13 protein-coding genes are annotated in these 13,725 nt (G+C 68.6%); 8 read left to right on the forward strand and 5 right to left on the reverse strand.

What is annotated here, in order from left to right; all coding sequences use genetic code 11:
• Nucleotides 1–24 precede the first annotated feature (24 nt).
• From A5764_RS08445 to A5764_RS08465, 5 genes are all read left to right on the forward strand, one after another.
• Nucleotides 25–624: a lipid droplet-associated protein gene (locus A5764_RS08445; protein ID WP_067111534.1), complete on the forward strand. Its 600-nt coding sequence runs from the start codon at nucleotides 25–27 to the stop codon at nucleotides 622–624.
• The gene (gene xseA / locus A5764_RS08450) at nucleotides 621–1,871 is read left to right on the forward strand and encodes an exodeoxyribonuclease VII large subunit (RefSeq protein ID WP_067111537.1); all 1,251 of its coding nucleotides are present in this window, start codon (nucleotides 621–623) and stop codon (nucleotides 1,869–1,871) included. Before A5764_RS08445 ends, xseA begins: the two co-directional genes overlap by 4 nt.
• On the forward strand, nucleotides 1,861–2,106 hold the full coding sequence (locus A5764_RS08455; protein WP_067111541.1) for an exodeoxyribonuclease VII small subunit: 246 nt from the start codon (nucleotides 1,861–1,863) through the stop codon (nucleotides 2,104–2,106). The genes xseA and A5764_RS08455 overlap by 11 nt, the downstream gene beginning before the upstream one ends.
• 72 nt (nucleotides 2,107–2,178) lie before the next feature.
• The gene (locus A5764_RS08460; RefSeq protein WP_067111544.1) at nucleotides 2,179–3,279 is read left to right on the forward strand and encodes an NAD-dependent epimerase/dehydratase family protein; all 1,101 of its coding nucleotides are present in this window, start codon (nucleotides 2,179–2,181) and stop codon (nucleotides 3,277–3,279) included.
• Nucleotides 3,280–3,358: 79 nt separating this feature from the next.
• Nucleotides 3,359–4,492 carry an AI-2E family transporter gene (locus tag A5764_RS08465; protein WP_067111547.1) on the forward strand — a complete coding sequence of 378 codons (1,134 nt, stop codon included), beginning with the start codon at nucleotides 3,359–3,361 and terminating at the stop codon, nucleotides 4,490–4,492.
• Between the two features lie 6 nt (nucleotides 4,493–4,498).
• Here the strand turns inward: A5764_RS08465 and A5764_RS08470 are convergent, their stop codons facing one another.
• Genes A5764_RS08470 through A5764_RS08480 form a run of 3 tightly spaced genes read right to left on the reverse strand, consistent with a single transcriptional unit; the run spans nucleotide 4,499 to nucleotide 7,559 of the window.
• Nucleotides 4,499–6,055: a carboxylesterase/lipase family protein gene (locus tag A5764_RS08470; protein WP_067111550.1), complete on the reverse strand. Its 1,557-nt coding sequence runs from the start codon at nucleotides 6,053–6,055 to the stop codon at nucleotides 4,499–4,501.
• Nucleotides 6,056–6,062: 7 nt separating this feature from the next.
• Nucleotides 6,063–6,860 (reverse strand): dienelactone hydrolase family protein, encoded by a 798-nt coding sequence (locus A5764_RS08475; RefSeq protein WP_067111553.1) that lies wholly within the window; start codon nucleotides 6,858–6,860, stop codon nucleotides 6,063–6,065.
• Between the two features lie 24 nt (nucleotides 6,861–6,884).
• A complete protein-coding gene (locus A5764_RS08480; RefSeq protein WP_067111556.1) occupies nucleotides 6,885–7,559 on the reverse strand; it encodes a DUF4245 domain-containing protein in 675 nt (224 codons plus the stop codon).
• An 80-nt stretch (nucleotides 7,560–7,639) separates the two neighbouring features.
• Here A5764_RS08480 and glpX point away from each other — a divergent pair, with 80 nt between their 5' ends.
• Genes glpX through A5764_RS08495 form a run of 3 tightly spaced genes read left to right on the forward strand, consistent with a single transcriptional unit; the run spans nucleotide 7,640 to nucleotide 11,210 of the window.
• The gene (glpX, locus tag A5764_RS08485; RefSeq protein ID WP_156664572.1) at nucleotides 7,640–8,710 is read left to right on the forward strand and encodes a class II fructose-bisphosphatase; all 1,071 of its coding nucleotides are present in this window, start codon (nucleotides 7,640–7,642) and stop codon (nucleotides 8,708–8,710) included.
• A 27-nt stretch (nucleotides 8,711–8,737) separates the two neighbouring features.
• Nucleotides 8,738–10,162 carry a class II fumarate hydratase gene (locus A5764_RS08490; RefSeq protein WP_067111561.1) on the forward strand — a complete coding sequence of 475 codons (1,425 nt, stop codon included), beginning with the start codon at nucleotides 8,738–8,740 and terminating at the stop codon, nucleotides 10,160–10,162.
• 31 nt (nucleotides 10,163–10,193) lie between these two features.
• Nucleotides 10,194–11,210 carry a hypothetical protein gene (locus A5764_RS08495; protein ID WP_067111564.1) on the forward strand — a complete coding sequence of 339 codons (1,017 nt, stop codon included), beginning with the start codon at nucleotides 10,194–10,196 and terminating at the stop codon, nucleotides 11,208–11,210.
• Here the strand turns inward: A5764_RS08495 and A5764_RS08500 are convergent.
• Both A5764_RS08500 and A5764_RS08505 read right to left on the reverse strand, forming a co-directional pair.
• Entirely contained in the window at nucleotides 11,200–12,669 is a 1,470-nt protein-coding gene (locus A5764_RS08500; RefSeq protein WP_082951582.1) for an adenylate/guanylate cyclase domain-containing protein, read from the reverse strand. The two genes, A5764_RS08495 and A5764_RS08500, sit on opposite strands and share 11 nt — an antisense overlap.
• Before the next feature lie 120 nt (nucleotides 12,670–12,789).
• On the reverse strand, nucleotides 12,790–13,665 hold the full coding sequence (locus A5764_RS08505) for a polysaccharide deacetylase family protein (protein WP_067111568.1): 876 nt from the start codon (nucleotides 13,663–13,665) through the stop codon (nucleotides 12,790–12,792).
• Nucleotides 13,666–13,725: the final 60 nt, after the last annotated feature.

Raw genomic sequence — 13,725 nt, forward strand, 5'->3', positions numbered from 1 at the left:
GCCGGTTGAGGCAGGCTGGGAGCCATGGCTACTGCACCGTATGGAGTTCGGCTACTGGTCGGCGCGGCGACGGTCGCCGTCGAGGAGACCATGAAGCTGCCGAAGACCATCCTGATGTACCCGATGACGCTGGCCAGCACGGCGGCACACCTGGTGATGCGTTTTCAGCAGAACCTGGCTGAACTGGTGATCAAGGGCGATAGCACCCTGGAATCGATTTTCCCGCCCAAGGACGAAAAGCCGGAGTGGGCGACGTTCGACGAGGACCTGCCCGAGGACGCCGACGGGGGCCCCGCCGCACTGGCGGAGGGCGGCGACGGCGACCGCCGGGCCGAGGGACGGTTCGCGCTGTACTCGGTGGCCGACGCGCACGAAGACGCCAGCGCCCTGGTAAAGCCCACCCGGCCATCCAAGAAGTCCGCGGCCGGCCCCGCGGTGCCGCAACCGGCGGTCGCGGCCGAGCTCGACTACCCGACGCTGACGCTGGCCCAGCTGCGGGCCAGGCTGCAGTCGCTGAGCGTCGACGAACTGGAAGCTCTGCTGGCCTACGAGCAGGCCACCAAGGCCCGCGCGCCGTTCCAGACGCTGCTGGCCAACAGGATCACCCGCGCGAACGCGAAGTGACCCGAGCGGCGAATTCCGAACCGAACTCCGCCGAGAATCCCTTTCCGGTGCGCGCGGTGGCGATCCGGGTGGCCGGGTGGATCGACAAGCTGGGCACCGTCTGGGTCGAGGGCCAGTTGGCGCAGGTCACAGTGCGGCCCGACGCCAAGACGGTGTTCATGGTGCTGCGTGACCCGGCCGCCGACATGTCGCTGACCGTGACGTGTTCGCGCGACCTGGTGGCCAGCGCGCCGGTGAAACTGGCCGAGGGCACCCAGGTGGTGGTGTGCGGCAAACCCACCTTCTACACAGGGCGGGGCACATTCTCGTTGCGGCTCAGCGAGATTCGCGCGGTCGGCGTCGGCGAGCTGCTGGCACGCATCGAGCGGCTGCGCCGGCTGCTGGACGCCGAAGGCCTCTTCGATCCGCGGCTCAAGCGACCAATCCCGTTCCTGCCCAACATGATCGGCCTGATCACCGGCCGCGCGAGCGCAGCCGAGCGCGACGTGATGACGGTGGCTCACGCGCGCTGGCCCGCGGCGCGGTTCGCGGTGCGCAACACCGCCGTCCAGGGGCCGAACGCGGTCGCGCAGATCGTCGAGGCGCTGTCCGGCCTCGATCGCGACCCTGAGGTCGACGTCATCGTGCTCGCGCGCGGCGGCGGCAGCGTCGAGGACCTGCTGCCGTTCTCCGACGAGACCCTGTGCCGGGCGATCGCGGCGTGCCGCACGCCGGTGATCAGCGCGGTCGGGCACGAACCCGACAACCCCCTGTGCGACCTGGTGGCCGACCTGCGTGCGGCCACCCCCACCGACGCGGCCAAGAAGGTGGTCCCCGACACCGCCGCCGAGCAGCGCCTGATCGACGAGCTGCGCCGGCGTAGCGCGCACGCGCTGCGCAGCTGGGTGTCCCGCGAGCAGCGCGCGCTGGCCCAGCTGCGCAGCCGGCCGGTGCTGGCCGAGCCGCTAACGGTCCTGACTGCGCGCACCGACGAAGTTCACCGCGCGCGAACGGCGGTCCGCCGCGACATCCGGCGGCTGGTCGCCGCCGAGACCGACCGCATCGGTCACCTCGGTGCCCGGCTGGCCACGCTGGGGCCCGCGGCCACGTTGGCCCGCGGCTATGCCGTGGTGCAGACCGTTCCGGCCGCCGGGTCGGCGGCGGTGCTGCGGTCGGTTGACGACGCACCGCCGGGCACCCGGCTCCGGGTTCGGGTCGCCGACGGCGCCGTGGCGGCGATCAGCGAGGGGCCGACAAATGGCGGCTAACGATGAGGAATCGATGCAGTCGATTACGCCTATTAGTCAGCTCGGCTACGAAGCCTGCCGAGACGAGCTCATCGAAGTCGTGCGGCTCCTGGAGCAGGGTGGACTGGACCTCGACGCGTCGCTGAAGCTGTGGGAAAGGGGCGAGCAACTCGCCAAAAGGTGCGAGGAGCACTTAGCTGGCGCCCGCAAGCGGATCGAGGACGCGCTGTCGGCAGGCCAGTCCGAGGAGGGCTGATCGCCGGCCGGCCCGGGCGGCGAGTTGACACGTGTTCTTAAAAGTGGAACACGTTTCAGTTATCCTTCCCGCATGGGTGATGCATCGTTGACAACCGAACTCGGCCGCGTCCTGGTCACCGGCGGCTCGGGCTTCGTCGGCGCCAACCTGGTGACCACCTTGCTCGACCGCGGATATCAGGTGCGTTCGTTCGACCGCGCCCCGTCGCCCCTGCCGGACCACCCCCAGCTGGAGGTGCTGGCCGGCGACATCACCGACGCGGGGGTGTGCGCCACGGCCGTCGACGGCATCGACACCGTGTTCCACACCGCCGCGATCATCGAGCTGATGGGCGGGGCGTCGGTGACCGACGCATACCGCCAGCGCAGCTTCGCGGTCAACGTCGGCGGAACGGAGAACCTGGTGCACGCCGGGCAGGCGGTCGGCGTGCAGCGGTTCGTCTACACCTCGTCCAACAGCGTGGTGATGGGCGGCCAGAACATCGCCGGCGGCGACGAGACCCTGCCCTACACCCACCGGTTCAACGACCTCTACACCGAGACGAAGGTGGTTGCCGAGCGATTCGTGTTGTCGCAGAACGGGGTTGGTGGCCTCCTGACGTGCGCCATCCGGCCCAGCGGCATCTGGGGCCGCGGCGACCAGACGATGTTCCGCAAGATGTTCGAGAGCGTGATCGCCGGCCACGTCAAGGTGTTGATCGGCCGCAAGTCGGCCCGGCTGGATAACTCCTACGTGCACAACCTGATTCACGGTTTCATCCTGGCCGCCCAGCATCTGGTGCCGGGCGGGACCGCGCCAGGTCAGGCGTACTTCATCAACGACGCCGACCCGATCAACATGTTCGAGTTCGCCCGGCCGGTGATGGAGGCCTGCGGGGAGAACTGGCCGCGGATCCGGCTCCACGGACCGATGGTCCGCGCGGCGATGACCGGTTGGCAGCGAATGCATTTCCGGTTCGGTATACCGGCGCCGCTGCTGGAACCGCTGGCCGTCGAGCGGCTGTATCTGGACAACTACTTCTCGATCGAGAAGGCGCGGCGCGACCTCGGCTATGAGCCCCTGTTCACCACCGAGAAGGCGATGGCCGAGTGCCTGCCCTACTACGTCGACATGTTCAAGCAGATGAAAAGCCAAGCGCGGGCGGCCAAGGCGACGGCCGGCGGCGCGAAGTAGCAGGAACCGTCTCGCCGAGCGCGGCCCTCCGGTTAAGGTTCAGCTGAGCAGCGACGACGCGGAGGGCGGCCCGGTGGGCATGAACACTGAATTCACGCTCACTCAACGACGCGCCCTCGCGGTCCTCACGCTGTTCGCTCTGCTGTTCAGTGCGTATTTCTTGCGGAACTACTTCGTGCTGATCGTGGTGGCCGCGGTCGGCGCGTATTTGTTCACACCACTGTTCAATTGGTTCAACAGACGCCTCGGCACCGGGCTGTCGGTCACCTGCACGCTGCTGTCGGCGCTGGCCGTCGTCATCGTGCCGGTGGGGCTCCTGGTGGCCCTGGCATTCGTTCAGATATCGCGCATGCTCGACAGCATCGCCGGATGGGTCAAGACCACCGATCTGAGCGGGCTCGGCGACAAAGCCCTGCATGCGGTCAACGATGTCCTGGCCCGGGTTCCGTTCGTGCACACCACAATAACGACGGAGACGCTGCGGAAGGCGATGGTCACGGTGGGGCGCAGCGCCGGTGAATGGCTGCTGCACTTCCTGCAGGGCGCCGTCGGCGGCATCGCCGGCGCCGTCGCGTCGGCCGTCGTCTTCCTCTACGTCTTCGTCGCGCTGCTCGTGCATCGCGAAAGGGTGCGAACGCTGATCGGCCAGCTCAACCCGCTCGGCGATGAAGTCACGGAGCTGTACTTGAAGAAGGCCGGGGCGATGGTGCGCGGCACCGTCAGCGGCCAGTTCGTCATCGCGTTATGCCAAGGCGTGGCCGGAGCCGCCTCCATCTACGTCGCCGGATTCCACCACGGCTTCTTCATCTTCGCGATTGTGCTGACCGCGTTGTCGATCATTCCGCTCGGCAGCGGCATCGTGACGATTCCGTTCGGCATCGGGATGATCTTCTTCGGCAATGTCGCCGGTGGCGCGTTCGTCGTGCTTTGGCATCTACTGGTGGTCACCAACATCGATAACTTCTTGCGCCCGATCCTCGTTCCGCGCGACGCACGGCTGAATTCGGCGCTGATGTTGCTGTCGGTGTTCGCGGGCATCGCCATGTTCGGCCCCTGGGGCATCGTGATCGGACCGGTGCTGATGATCCTCATCGTCACCACCGTCGACGTCTACCTTGCCGTGTACAAAGGTGTCGAACTCGACGTGCCCGACGAAGAACCCGTCCGCCGCAGTTGGCTCCCGCGCCGGAAAGCGAAAACGCAAGGGAGCTAAGGCCGTTTACCGGAAGCTCACCATCTCGCTGCCCCAGGCGCCCCGGATTTGCGCGTCGACGTCGTGGGCGACGGTGTCGCGCTTCCCAATGACCAGGCAGGCGCGATCGGCCTCCCGATAGGGCGCCCAGTCCGGCGCGCCGGCCGGGCCCGCGGGCTTGGCGTGCGTGGCGAAGTTGATCCACCTGGTGCGCACCCTCTTTGAGACCGCCTTCGCGGTTTTGGCGCCGCCGAGCTTCAACGTCGGATCCTTCGGCGCGCCGAGATTGCCCCACACGTAAGGCAATTCGGTGGCGTGGGCGGCGCGGACCTGCAGCAACTTCAACAACGGCGTAGCGTAGTCGAACCGGTACAGATAGACCGGTGCCACCCCGCTGTGTCCCTCGGCCAGCCACACCGACGGCATCCGGAACCCGACGTCGGTGGCGATGCTCAAAGAGCGTGCCCTGCGCCGCGATCGCGAATACGCCGACCCGATCTGCTCCGGGCTGGGCAGCTGCAGGTCGGGCTGCTCGGCGGCGATCTGGGTGAACATCGACGTCAGCGCGTTCGGGGTGATCGGCATCAACGGCGATCTCATCAACCGGAACAGCGCCGCCTCGTGCTTGTTGGTGCCGATGATCAGCGGGACCGGATGGGAGCGCCCCTGTTGCGCCAGCTTGACCGGGTAGTCGTGCAGCAGATCGCCGTCGACGATGGGGACGAACGCGAGTGTGCCCGGGTTGCGCACGGGCACCTCGTCGAACACCCGCTGCGACGCCGCCAGGATCGCCGCGATCGGCACGTCGACCAACCGGTCCGCGTCCGACGGCGTCATCGCCAGCTTGTCGAGAAGGCTCACCGCGACGCGGCGCGCCCGTTCTCGGTCGTACACCGATGTGGCCGGCGAGCTTTGGGCGATCGCGGCGGCGAACAGTCCCTCGGCGGCCGGGGCGGCGAGCAGGCTGGTGACAATCCCCGCACCCGCGGATTCCCCGAACAGCGTGACCCGCCGCGGGTCGCCGCCGAACGCCGCGATGTTGTCGCGCACCCAGCGCAGCGCCGCCAGCACGTCGTGCAGACCGGTGTTCGAGTCGAAGCGCCGCCGCGCGGTGTCGAACGACGACAAATCCAGAAAGCCCAGCGCGCCGAGCCGATAGTTGACGGTGACCACCACCACCTCACCGCCGCCGACCAACCTGCGCCCGTCGTAGAGCGCCTGGCTGGCCGATCCCAGCACGTAGGCTCCGCCATGCAGCCAGACCATCACCGGTTTCGCGTCGCCGGGTTCGGTGTCCGACGACGCCCAGACGTTCAGCCTCAGGCAGTCTTCGCCCTGCGTCGCCCCCAGGTCCAAGGGCATCGTCGGGAAAGACGGTTGCGGGCAGGCCGGCCCAAAATTGGTGGCATCGGCGACCTCGGTCCAACGTTGCGGCGGCTGCGGCACCCGGAAACGCAGCTCACCGACGGGCGGCGCCGCGTACCGAATGCCCTTCCAGGCCTTGACATGTCCCCCTGACCAGGCCGCGTCGGCGCCGCGGACCGGGCCGTAGCTGGTTACGACCACGTGGTTGTCGATCGCCATGCCGGCCCTAATTCAGCCGCACGGTGAGGAATTCCACTACCCGCTTGCGGGCCTCGTAGGCCGGCTGCCCATCGACCTCGCGGACCTCGTCGGTCAGCACCGAGTGCGCCCTCTTGCCGAAGCCGCCCTCGTTGCCGGGGCCCGAGTCGATCTCGATGACTTCGAATGCGTCGCCGAGCCGCTCCTTGAGCGCGGCGAACCGTTCCCGCGGCACGATGTTGTCCGCGCTGAACCGCAACCCCATGGCGCACAGGCCGTCGTTGGCGCAGCGCTCGGCGACGGTGGCCAGTTCGGCCTCACTCAGTCCCGGATCGGCACGTCGCGCACGGCCCAAGGGCAGCGGCACCGACGGCTGGCTGAGCACCGGGGCCAGCACGCTGTCGTCCACCGCGGCGGCCAGCGCGAAGCCGCCGGTGAAGCACTGCCCGATGACGCCGACGCCCTTGCCCGGAGTGGACGCGTTGAGGTCGCGCGCCAGCGCGCGCAGGAACAACGACACCGGCCGCTGCTTGTTGGTCGCGAAGGCCGCGAATTCCCTTGCGACGCAAGCCCGGGCGATGGCTGCCGCGGTGTAGCCGACCGTCGCAGGCCTGCCGGGCTCGCCGAAGAGCGAAGGGATGGCGACGGTGAAGCCGTTGTCCACCAGGTGATTACCCAGGCCCAGTACGCCGGGATGGATGCCGGGGATCTCCGGGATCAGCACCACCCCCGGGCCGCCGCCCTTGCGGTAGACGTCGTGGGTGTAGCCGCCGCCGGTGAACGGGGCCGCAGACCATCCGGACAGGTCGGTTTCGGGTGCGGTCACGCTCTCCCTTTCTTCGAGCCTTCTTCAGCGTCCAGGTAGGGGCGGCTGCGATTGCGTCGCCGACGCCAGCGTACGGAACTGTTCGGTGCTGCCAGCGCCGGTGATCGCGATCTGCGTGGCCCCGACCGGGCCGGCCAGCCGGGTGGTCCATATCGGCTCGGCGTCGGCGCCGCTGTCACCGGCACCGCGATAGACGACCCAGTGGGTGCCGTCGACGTCGACCGCCCCGGTCGGATAGGCCGACGGATGGATCGAGGCGACCAGCTTGTCCTCGTCGGCGTTGCTCTGGGTCAGGCTCAGGTACATGCCCGTTGGGCTGAGGTATCCCACGGTGGAGGTGGCCGCGTCCAGCCGTTGGCCGGTCGCGGGGTCGGTGCGGCCATTCTGGATGCCGCCGCGGCCGCCGGAGTTGGCCTGCCAGCCCGCGGGTAGGCGGGGCAACCGGACCGGGAAGCCCAGCGTCTGGGCGTCGGCGCGCAAGGCCGCCGCCGCGTCGTAGGACGGGACCACGCCCTTGTCCGTCCCACCGGGCTGGAACGAACACATCCCGACCAGCCCCGCCAGCACGATGCAGCCCACCACCAGCGGGATGAGGGACCAGAACATGTCGCGGCCGTCCTGCAGCAAGCGCGGCTTGGCCGGTCTGGGCACAGGAGCCGGCTCGCCCGCCTCGGCGTAAGGTTGCGGCTCCTCGGTCATCCCCCGAGTATCCCAGCCGGCCGTCACCCGCCACAGCCCAGCTCCAGCGCACCGATGCGCTTCTGGGACAATCAGCAACCATGACAGCTGAGGGTGACCGCTCACCCGGACCCCGTTCGTCGCCGGCGCGGTCGCGCGGTGAAGCCCCGGACCGCAACCTGGCCCTGGAGCTGGTCCGGGTCACCGAAGCCGGTGCCATGGCAGCCGGCCGCTGGGTGGGCCGCGGTGACAAGGAGGGCGGCGACGGCGCGGCCGTCGACGCCATGCGCGAGCTGGTCAATTCGGTGTCGATGCGCGGAGTGGTCGTCATCGGCGAGGGCGAGAAGGACAACGCGCCGATGCTCTACAACGGCGAGGTGGTCGGCAACGGCGACGGCCCCGATTGCGACTTCGCCGTCGACCCCGTCGACGGCACCACGCTGATGAGTAAGGGCATGCCCAACGCCATCTCGGTGCTGGCGGTGGCCGACCGGGGCGCGATGTTCGACCCGTCCGCGGTGTTCTACATGAACAAGATCGCCGTCGGGCCTGAGGCCGCGGACGTGCTCGACATCACCGCGCCGATCGCCGAGAACATTCGGGCCGTCGCCAAGGTCAAGGCGTTGTCGGTCCGCGACATGACCGTGTGCATCCTGGACCGGCCGCGGCACGCCCAGCTGATCGAGGACGTCCGGGCGACCGGAGCCCGCATCCGGCTGATCACCGACGGCGACGTGGCCGGCGCCATCTCCGCCTGCCGCTACCTGTCGGGCACCGACATGCTGGCCGGCATCGGCGGCACGCCGGAGGGCATCATCGCCGCGGCAGCGATCCGCTGCATGGGCGGCGCCATCCAGGCGCAGCTGGCGCCGAAGGACGACGAGGAGCGCCAGAAGGCCATCGACGCCGGCTACGACCTCGACCAGGTGCTCACCACCGAGGACCTGGTCTCCGGTGACAACGTCTTCTTCTGTGCCACCGGCGTCACCAACGGGGACCTGCTCAAGGGCGTGCAGTACTACCCCGGCGGGTGCACCACGCAGTCGATCGTGATGCGGTCGAAGTCGGGCACCGTCCGCATGATCGAGGCCTACCACCGGTTGTCCAAGCTCAACGAATATTCCGCCATCGACTTCACCGGCGACAGCTCTGCCGCATATCCCCTGCCCTGACCCATCCCAACCAAGGAAGCCCGATCTATGGCGCTAAATTCTGACGACGGCTCCGAAGACGACACCGAGTACCGCATCGAGCACGACACCATGGGCGAGGTCCGCGTGCCCGCAAAAGCGTTGTGGCGCGCCCAGACCCAGCGCGCGGTCGAGAACTTTCCGATCTCGGGCCGCGGCCTGGAGCGTACGCAGATCCGCGCGCTGGGCCTGCTGAAGGGCGCCTGCGCGCAGGTGAACAAGGACCTCGGGTTGCTGGCGCCGGAGAAGGCCGACGCGATCATCGCCGCGGCGGCCGAGATCGCCGACGGCCGCCACGACGACCAGTTCCCCATCGACGTCTTCCAAACCGGTTCGGGGACAAGCTCGAACATGAACACCAACGAGGTGATTGCGTCCATCGCGGCCGGGGCCGGCGTCACGGTGCACCCCAACGACGACGTCAACATGTCGCAGTCGTCCAACGACACCTTCCCCACCGCCACCCACATCGCGGCCACCGAAGCCGCGGTGCGTCACCTGATCCCGGCGCTCGAGATCCTGCACGACGCGCTGGCCAGCAAGGCGCGCGAGTGGCACACCGTGGTCAAGTCGGGCCGCACGCACCTGATGGACGCCGTGCCGGTAACCCTGGGGCAGGAATTCAGCGGGTACGCCCGCCAGATCGAGGCCGGGATCGAACGGGTCCGGGCCGTCCTGCCGCGGCTGGGTGAGCTGGCGATTGGCGGGACCGCGGTGGGCACCGGCCTCAACGCCCCCGACGGCTTCGGCGCCAAGGTGGTCGAGACGCTGGTCGCGTCCACCGGCCTGAGCGAATTGCGCACCGCGGCAAACTCCTTCGAGGCCCAGGCTGCCCGCGACGGGCTGGTCGAGGCATCTGGCGCGCTGCGCACCATCGCGGTGTCGTTGACCAAGATCGCCAACGACATCCGCTGGATGGGCTCGGGACCGCTGACCGGCCTGGCCGAGATCCAGTTGCCCGACCTGCAGCCGGGCAGTTCGATCATGCCGGGCAAGGTGAATCCGGTTCTGCCGGAGGCGGTTACCCAGGTCGCCGCGCAGGTGATCGGCAACGATGCCGCCATCGCCTGGGGCGGCGCCAATGGCGCCTTCGAGCTCAACGTCTACATCCCGATGATGGCCCGCAACATCCTGGAGTCCTTCAAGCTGCTGACAAACGCCTCGAAGCTGTTCGCCGAGCGCTGCGTGACCGGACTGGTCGCCAACGTCGAGCACCTGCGGGAGCTGGCCGAATCGTCGCCGTCGATCGTGACACCGTTGAACTCGGCCATCGGCTACGAGGAGGCCGCCGCGGTGGCCAAGCAGGCGCTCAAGGAGCGCAAGACGATTCGTCAAACCGTCATCGACCGCGGCCTGATCGGCGACAAGCTGTCGCTCGAAGAGCTGGACCGCCGCCTCGACGTGTTGGCGATGGCCCGCGTTCAGGACCAGTGAAACCGGAGGACTAGATGACGGTGGTTCAACGATGACGACTCCGCCCGGGGGTCCCTACGGTCAGGATCCCTACGGCGCCAATCCCTATGGCCAGGGCCAATATTGGGGTGGCCAGCCGCAGGGCCCGCCGCAGGGCGGCCAACCGCAGGGCCCGCCGCCCGGCGGCGGCTACCCGTACCCGCCACCGGGCGGTCCCTACGGCACTCCCCAAGGCGCGCCGAATCCCTATGCGCCGGGCGGCTACCCGCCTCCGGGCCAGCAGTTCCCCCCGCCGGGCCAGCAGGTGCCCCCGGGGTGGCCGGGTGGGCCGTACCCGCCCGGGCCGCCGCCGGGCGGACCCCGCTCGAAGGCGCCGTGGTTTATCCTGGCCGGCCTGGCGGTGCTCGGTGTCATCGTTCTGGTGGTGATCCTGGTCATCGGGCTGAGCGGCGGGAACAAGTCGAGCAAGGCCGGGCCGTCGTCTACGACGAGCGCCCCGAGTTCGACGTCGCAGCCGAACAATTCGCAGCAGACGGCGACCGGGTGCACGCCCAATGTGTCCGGCGGTGACAAGCCCACCGGGGACACCATCAGCGCGGGCAAGCTGTCGTTCCCGGCCAGCGCGACGCCTGGCTGGCAAGGCTTTTCCGACGACCAGACCCCCAACCTGATCGGCGCCGTCGGCGTCGGTGCCGAGGTGCCCGGCGCCAATCAGTGGATGATGCAGGCCGAGGTCGCCGTCACCAACTTCGCCTCCAGCATGGACGTCGGCGCGCAGGCGTCGAAGTTGATGGAGTGCGTGGCCACCGGGCCCGGCTACGCGAACGCGACGCCCACGCTGGGCCCGACGAAGACGTCGTCGCTCACTGTCGACGGGGTCAAGGCCGCCCGGGTGGACGCTGACATCACGATCGCCGACCCGGCGCGAAACGTCAAGGGCGACTCGGTCGTCATCATCGCGGTCAACACCAAGCCGGTCACCATCTTCATGGGCGCGACGCCGATCGGCGATGCGGGTTCGGCGGGCATCATCAACAAGGTCATCGGGGCGCTGAAGGTCAGTAAGTAGCCGGGCCCGCCGGCGCCGAGACGTGGGTGGCTTCGGAGCGCCCGCGCAGCACGGTGGAATAGCATTCGGCCCAGTGCGACCGCTCGGCCTCGTCGGCCCGGTCGATGGAGGCCGCCGAGCACAGGATTCGCCGGTCGGCGGTCTTAGCGAGGTCGGCCAGCCGCGCGGCCTCGTTGACCGCGTCGCCGATCACCGTGTACTCGTAGCGGTTTTCCGCGCCGACGTTGCCGGCGAAGACCCGGCCCGCCGAGACACCGATGCCGAAATCTACCGGCAAGCGCCGCAACTGGGTGCCCAACGCACGCGCGGTCGCCAGCGCCGCGGATGCCGGTTCGCTGATGCGCAGCGGCGCCCCGAAGACGGCCAGCACCGCGTCGCCGGCGAATTTGTTGATCAGCCCGTTGTTTTGGTCGACGGCGTCGACGACGATGCGGAAAAAGTCGTTAAGCACCTCGGCAACCTCTTGCGGGGGGCGGCTTTCCGCGAGCTGCGTCGAACCCACCAGGTCGATGAACAAAACGGCCGCCTCGAGCACATCCCCGGACAGCGACGCGCCCTCCTGAATGGCGCGCTGGGCGACGTCCGTTCCGACGTGTCGTCCGAATAGATCCCGCAGCCGGTCCCGTTCGGCGAGGCCAGTGACCATGCGGTTGAATCCCATTTGCAGGCGCCCGATTTGGGAACGTTCGTAGGCGCCGACATAAGTTTCCATGCGGCCGTGCTCGACCTCTGCCATCGCGTCGACGACCTCGCAGAGCGGATCGGAAATCGATCGCGAGGTCAGGAGCATCGTCGGCAGCCCAAGCAGCAGCGCCGCCAGCGACACCACCAGCACGGGCGCGTCGAGCGAGGCGGATCTCTGGATCAACCACCCGTGCGAGCGAAGAACGACGAAGGTCGCGATCAACCCGATGGGAAGCGCGCTGCATATGAACCACAGCAGGACCAGCCTGGCGTAGACGCCGGGCACCGCCAGCCGGGGCTCGCGACCCCGCGTGGCGGCACCCATGATCGGGCGCAGCGTGCGCTGCCCGAGCAGCATCCCGATGCCGGCGGCGCCCGGTCCGCCCAGCACCACGCCGAGCAGGAGTGGCAGCAGCAGCTGCGTGCCGCCGGCCAGATTCAGCGCCGCGAAGACGGCCCCCACCACTCCCCAGGCCCCGAGGAGGATCGCCGACTGGCGTCCGGGCATCTTCATCGCCGCTTGCCGTTGCTCGTCGGTCGGTTCGTCCCCGGCGACGTACCAGCGCAGCGTGGGCGCCAGGTTCAGGACGCCACCCACCGCGACGCCTGCCATGCCCAACGCGACCAGCGCCAGCACCGCAACCGTGTTCTTCTCCACGAAATCGGTGCTGACCGCGACCGACGTGTGGCCCCGAAGCGGGATCAGGATCGCGGCCGCGTCGATGACGGCCACGATGTAGGCGATGTCGAGGGCCGCCGCGTATTCAATGGACAACCTGCGCGCGGACTTTCGTTTCCCCGCAGCGTCGGCGCGTGATCGTGAGGGGGCCCATGCGCGAAGCCATTCGGCCTTGATCACCCTCTAACGGTAACCGTGGGTAGGCCCGACTTCGTGCTACGCCCCGTTGTTCGGCCCGCCCGAGTTCTGGCCCGGAATGTCGGTGATCGGAAAGTTGGGCATCGGCCTGGGCGAGGACGTGTTGGGCAACGACGGGATCTCGCTGGCCGGAATGTCGTGGAGTTGGTTGGCGGGGGGCCCGTTGTCGCGGCCGCCGTAACTGCTGCCGGGCGCGCGCGGTCCCAGCAGTTCGCTGACCGTCACCAGGCGGTAGCCGTTGGCCTTGAGCACCGGGATGAACTGGTACACCAGGTCGACCGTGCTCGAGTAGGTGTCATGGAACAACACCACCGAGCCCGGCTTGATGTACGTCATCAGCATGTACCGCGTCGCGGCGGTGTTGGCGTCGTTGATCCAGTCGAAAGGGATGACATCCCAAAGGATTTCGGCCAGCCCAAACTTGCCCGCGGTCTGGCGCACCATCGGGTCGGACAGCCCACCGGCGGGACGCCACAGCGACGGCGCCTTGCCGGTCGCGGCGGTGATCGCGTCGTTGGCGCGCGAGAACTGGCCGGCGATGTCCTCGGGCGGGATCGTCGTCATGTTTGGGTGTTCCCACGTGTGGTTGCCGTACTCCATGCCGGCGTCGGCGATGCGCTTGGCGCCCGCCGGGTTGGCGGCGACCTTGTTGCCGATCAGGAAGAACGTGGCCTTCGCGTCGGCGTCCTTCAGAACCTGCAGCAGCCGGTCGGTGTAGGGCCCCGGGCCGTCGTCGAACGTCAGCGCGACGCACTTGACCACCGCGCAGCTGAGGTTGTCCGCGCGCGTCACGTGACCGGTGAGCCCGCCGATCACCAGCACCGCGGCGGCCGCCACGACACCCAAAACGGTCCGCCAATAGCGCCAGGCCTGGCTATCGGGTCGTTTCGGCACGTGGGCAGCCTACCCGCGATCGAGGGTGCGACCTTGGTGTCGAGTGTGCACTGAGGGCTT

Source organism: Mycobacterium sp. 852002-51057_SCH5723018, from assembly GCF_001667035.1.
GTDB lineage: Bacteria > Actinomycetota > Actinomycetes > Mycobacteriales > Mycobacteriaceae > Mycobacterium.

Bases quoted from the DNA above. Each gene is read 5' to 3' on its own strand.
- A5764_RS08445 (WP_067111534.1), top strand. From the start codon at position 25: ATGGCTACTGCACCGTATGGAGTTCGGCTACTGGTCGGCGCGGCGACG.
- A5764_RS08455 (WP_067111541.1), top strand. From the start codon at position 1,861: ATGGCGGCTAACGATGAGGAATCGATGCAGTCGATTACGCCTATTAGT.
- A5764_RS08460 (WP_067111544.1), top strand. From the start codon at position 2,179: ATGGGTGATGCATCGTTGACAACCGAACTCGGCCGCGTCCTGGTCACC.
- A5764_RS08465 (WP_067111547.1), top strand. From the start codon at position 3,359: ATGAACACTGAATTCACGCTCACTCAACGACGCGCCCTCGCGGTCCTC.
- A5764_RS08470 (WP_067111550.1), bottom strand. From the start codon at position 6,055: ATGGCGATCGACAACCACGTGGTCGTAACCAGCTACGGCCCGGTCCGC.
- A5764_RS08480 (WP_067111556.1), bottom strand. From the start codon at position 7,559: ATGACCGAGGAGCCGCAACCTTACGCCGAGGCGGGCGAGCCGGCTCCT.
- glpX (WP_156664572.1), top strand. From the start codon at position 7,640: ATGACAGCTGAGGGTGACCGCTCACCCGGACCCCGTTCGTCGCCGGCG.
- A5764_RS08490 (WP_067111561.1), top strand. From the start codon at position 8,738: ATGGCGCTAAATTCTGACGACGGCTCCGAAGACGACACCGAGTACCGC.
- A5764_RS08495 (WP_067111564.1), top strand. From the start codon at position 10,194: ATGACGACTCCGCCCGGGGGTCCCTACGGTCAGGATCCCTACGGCGCC.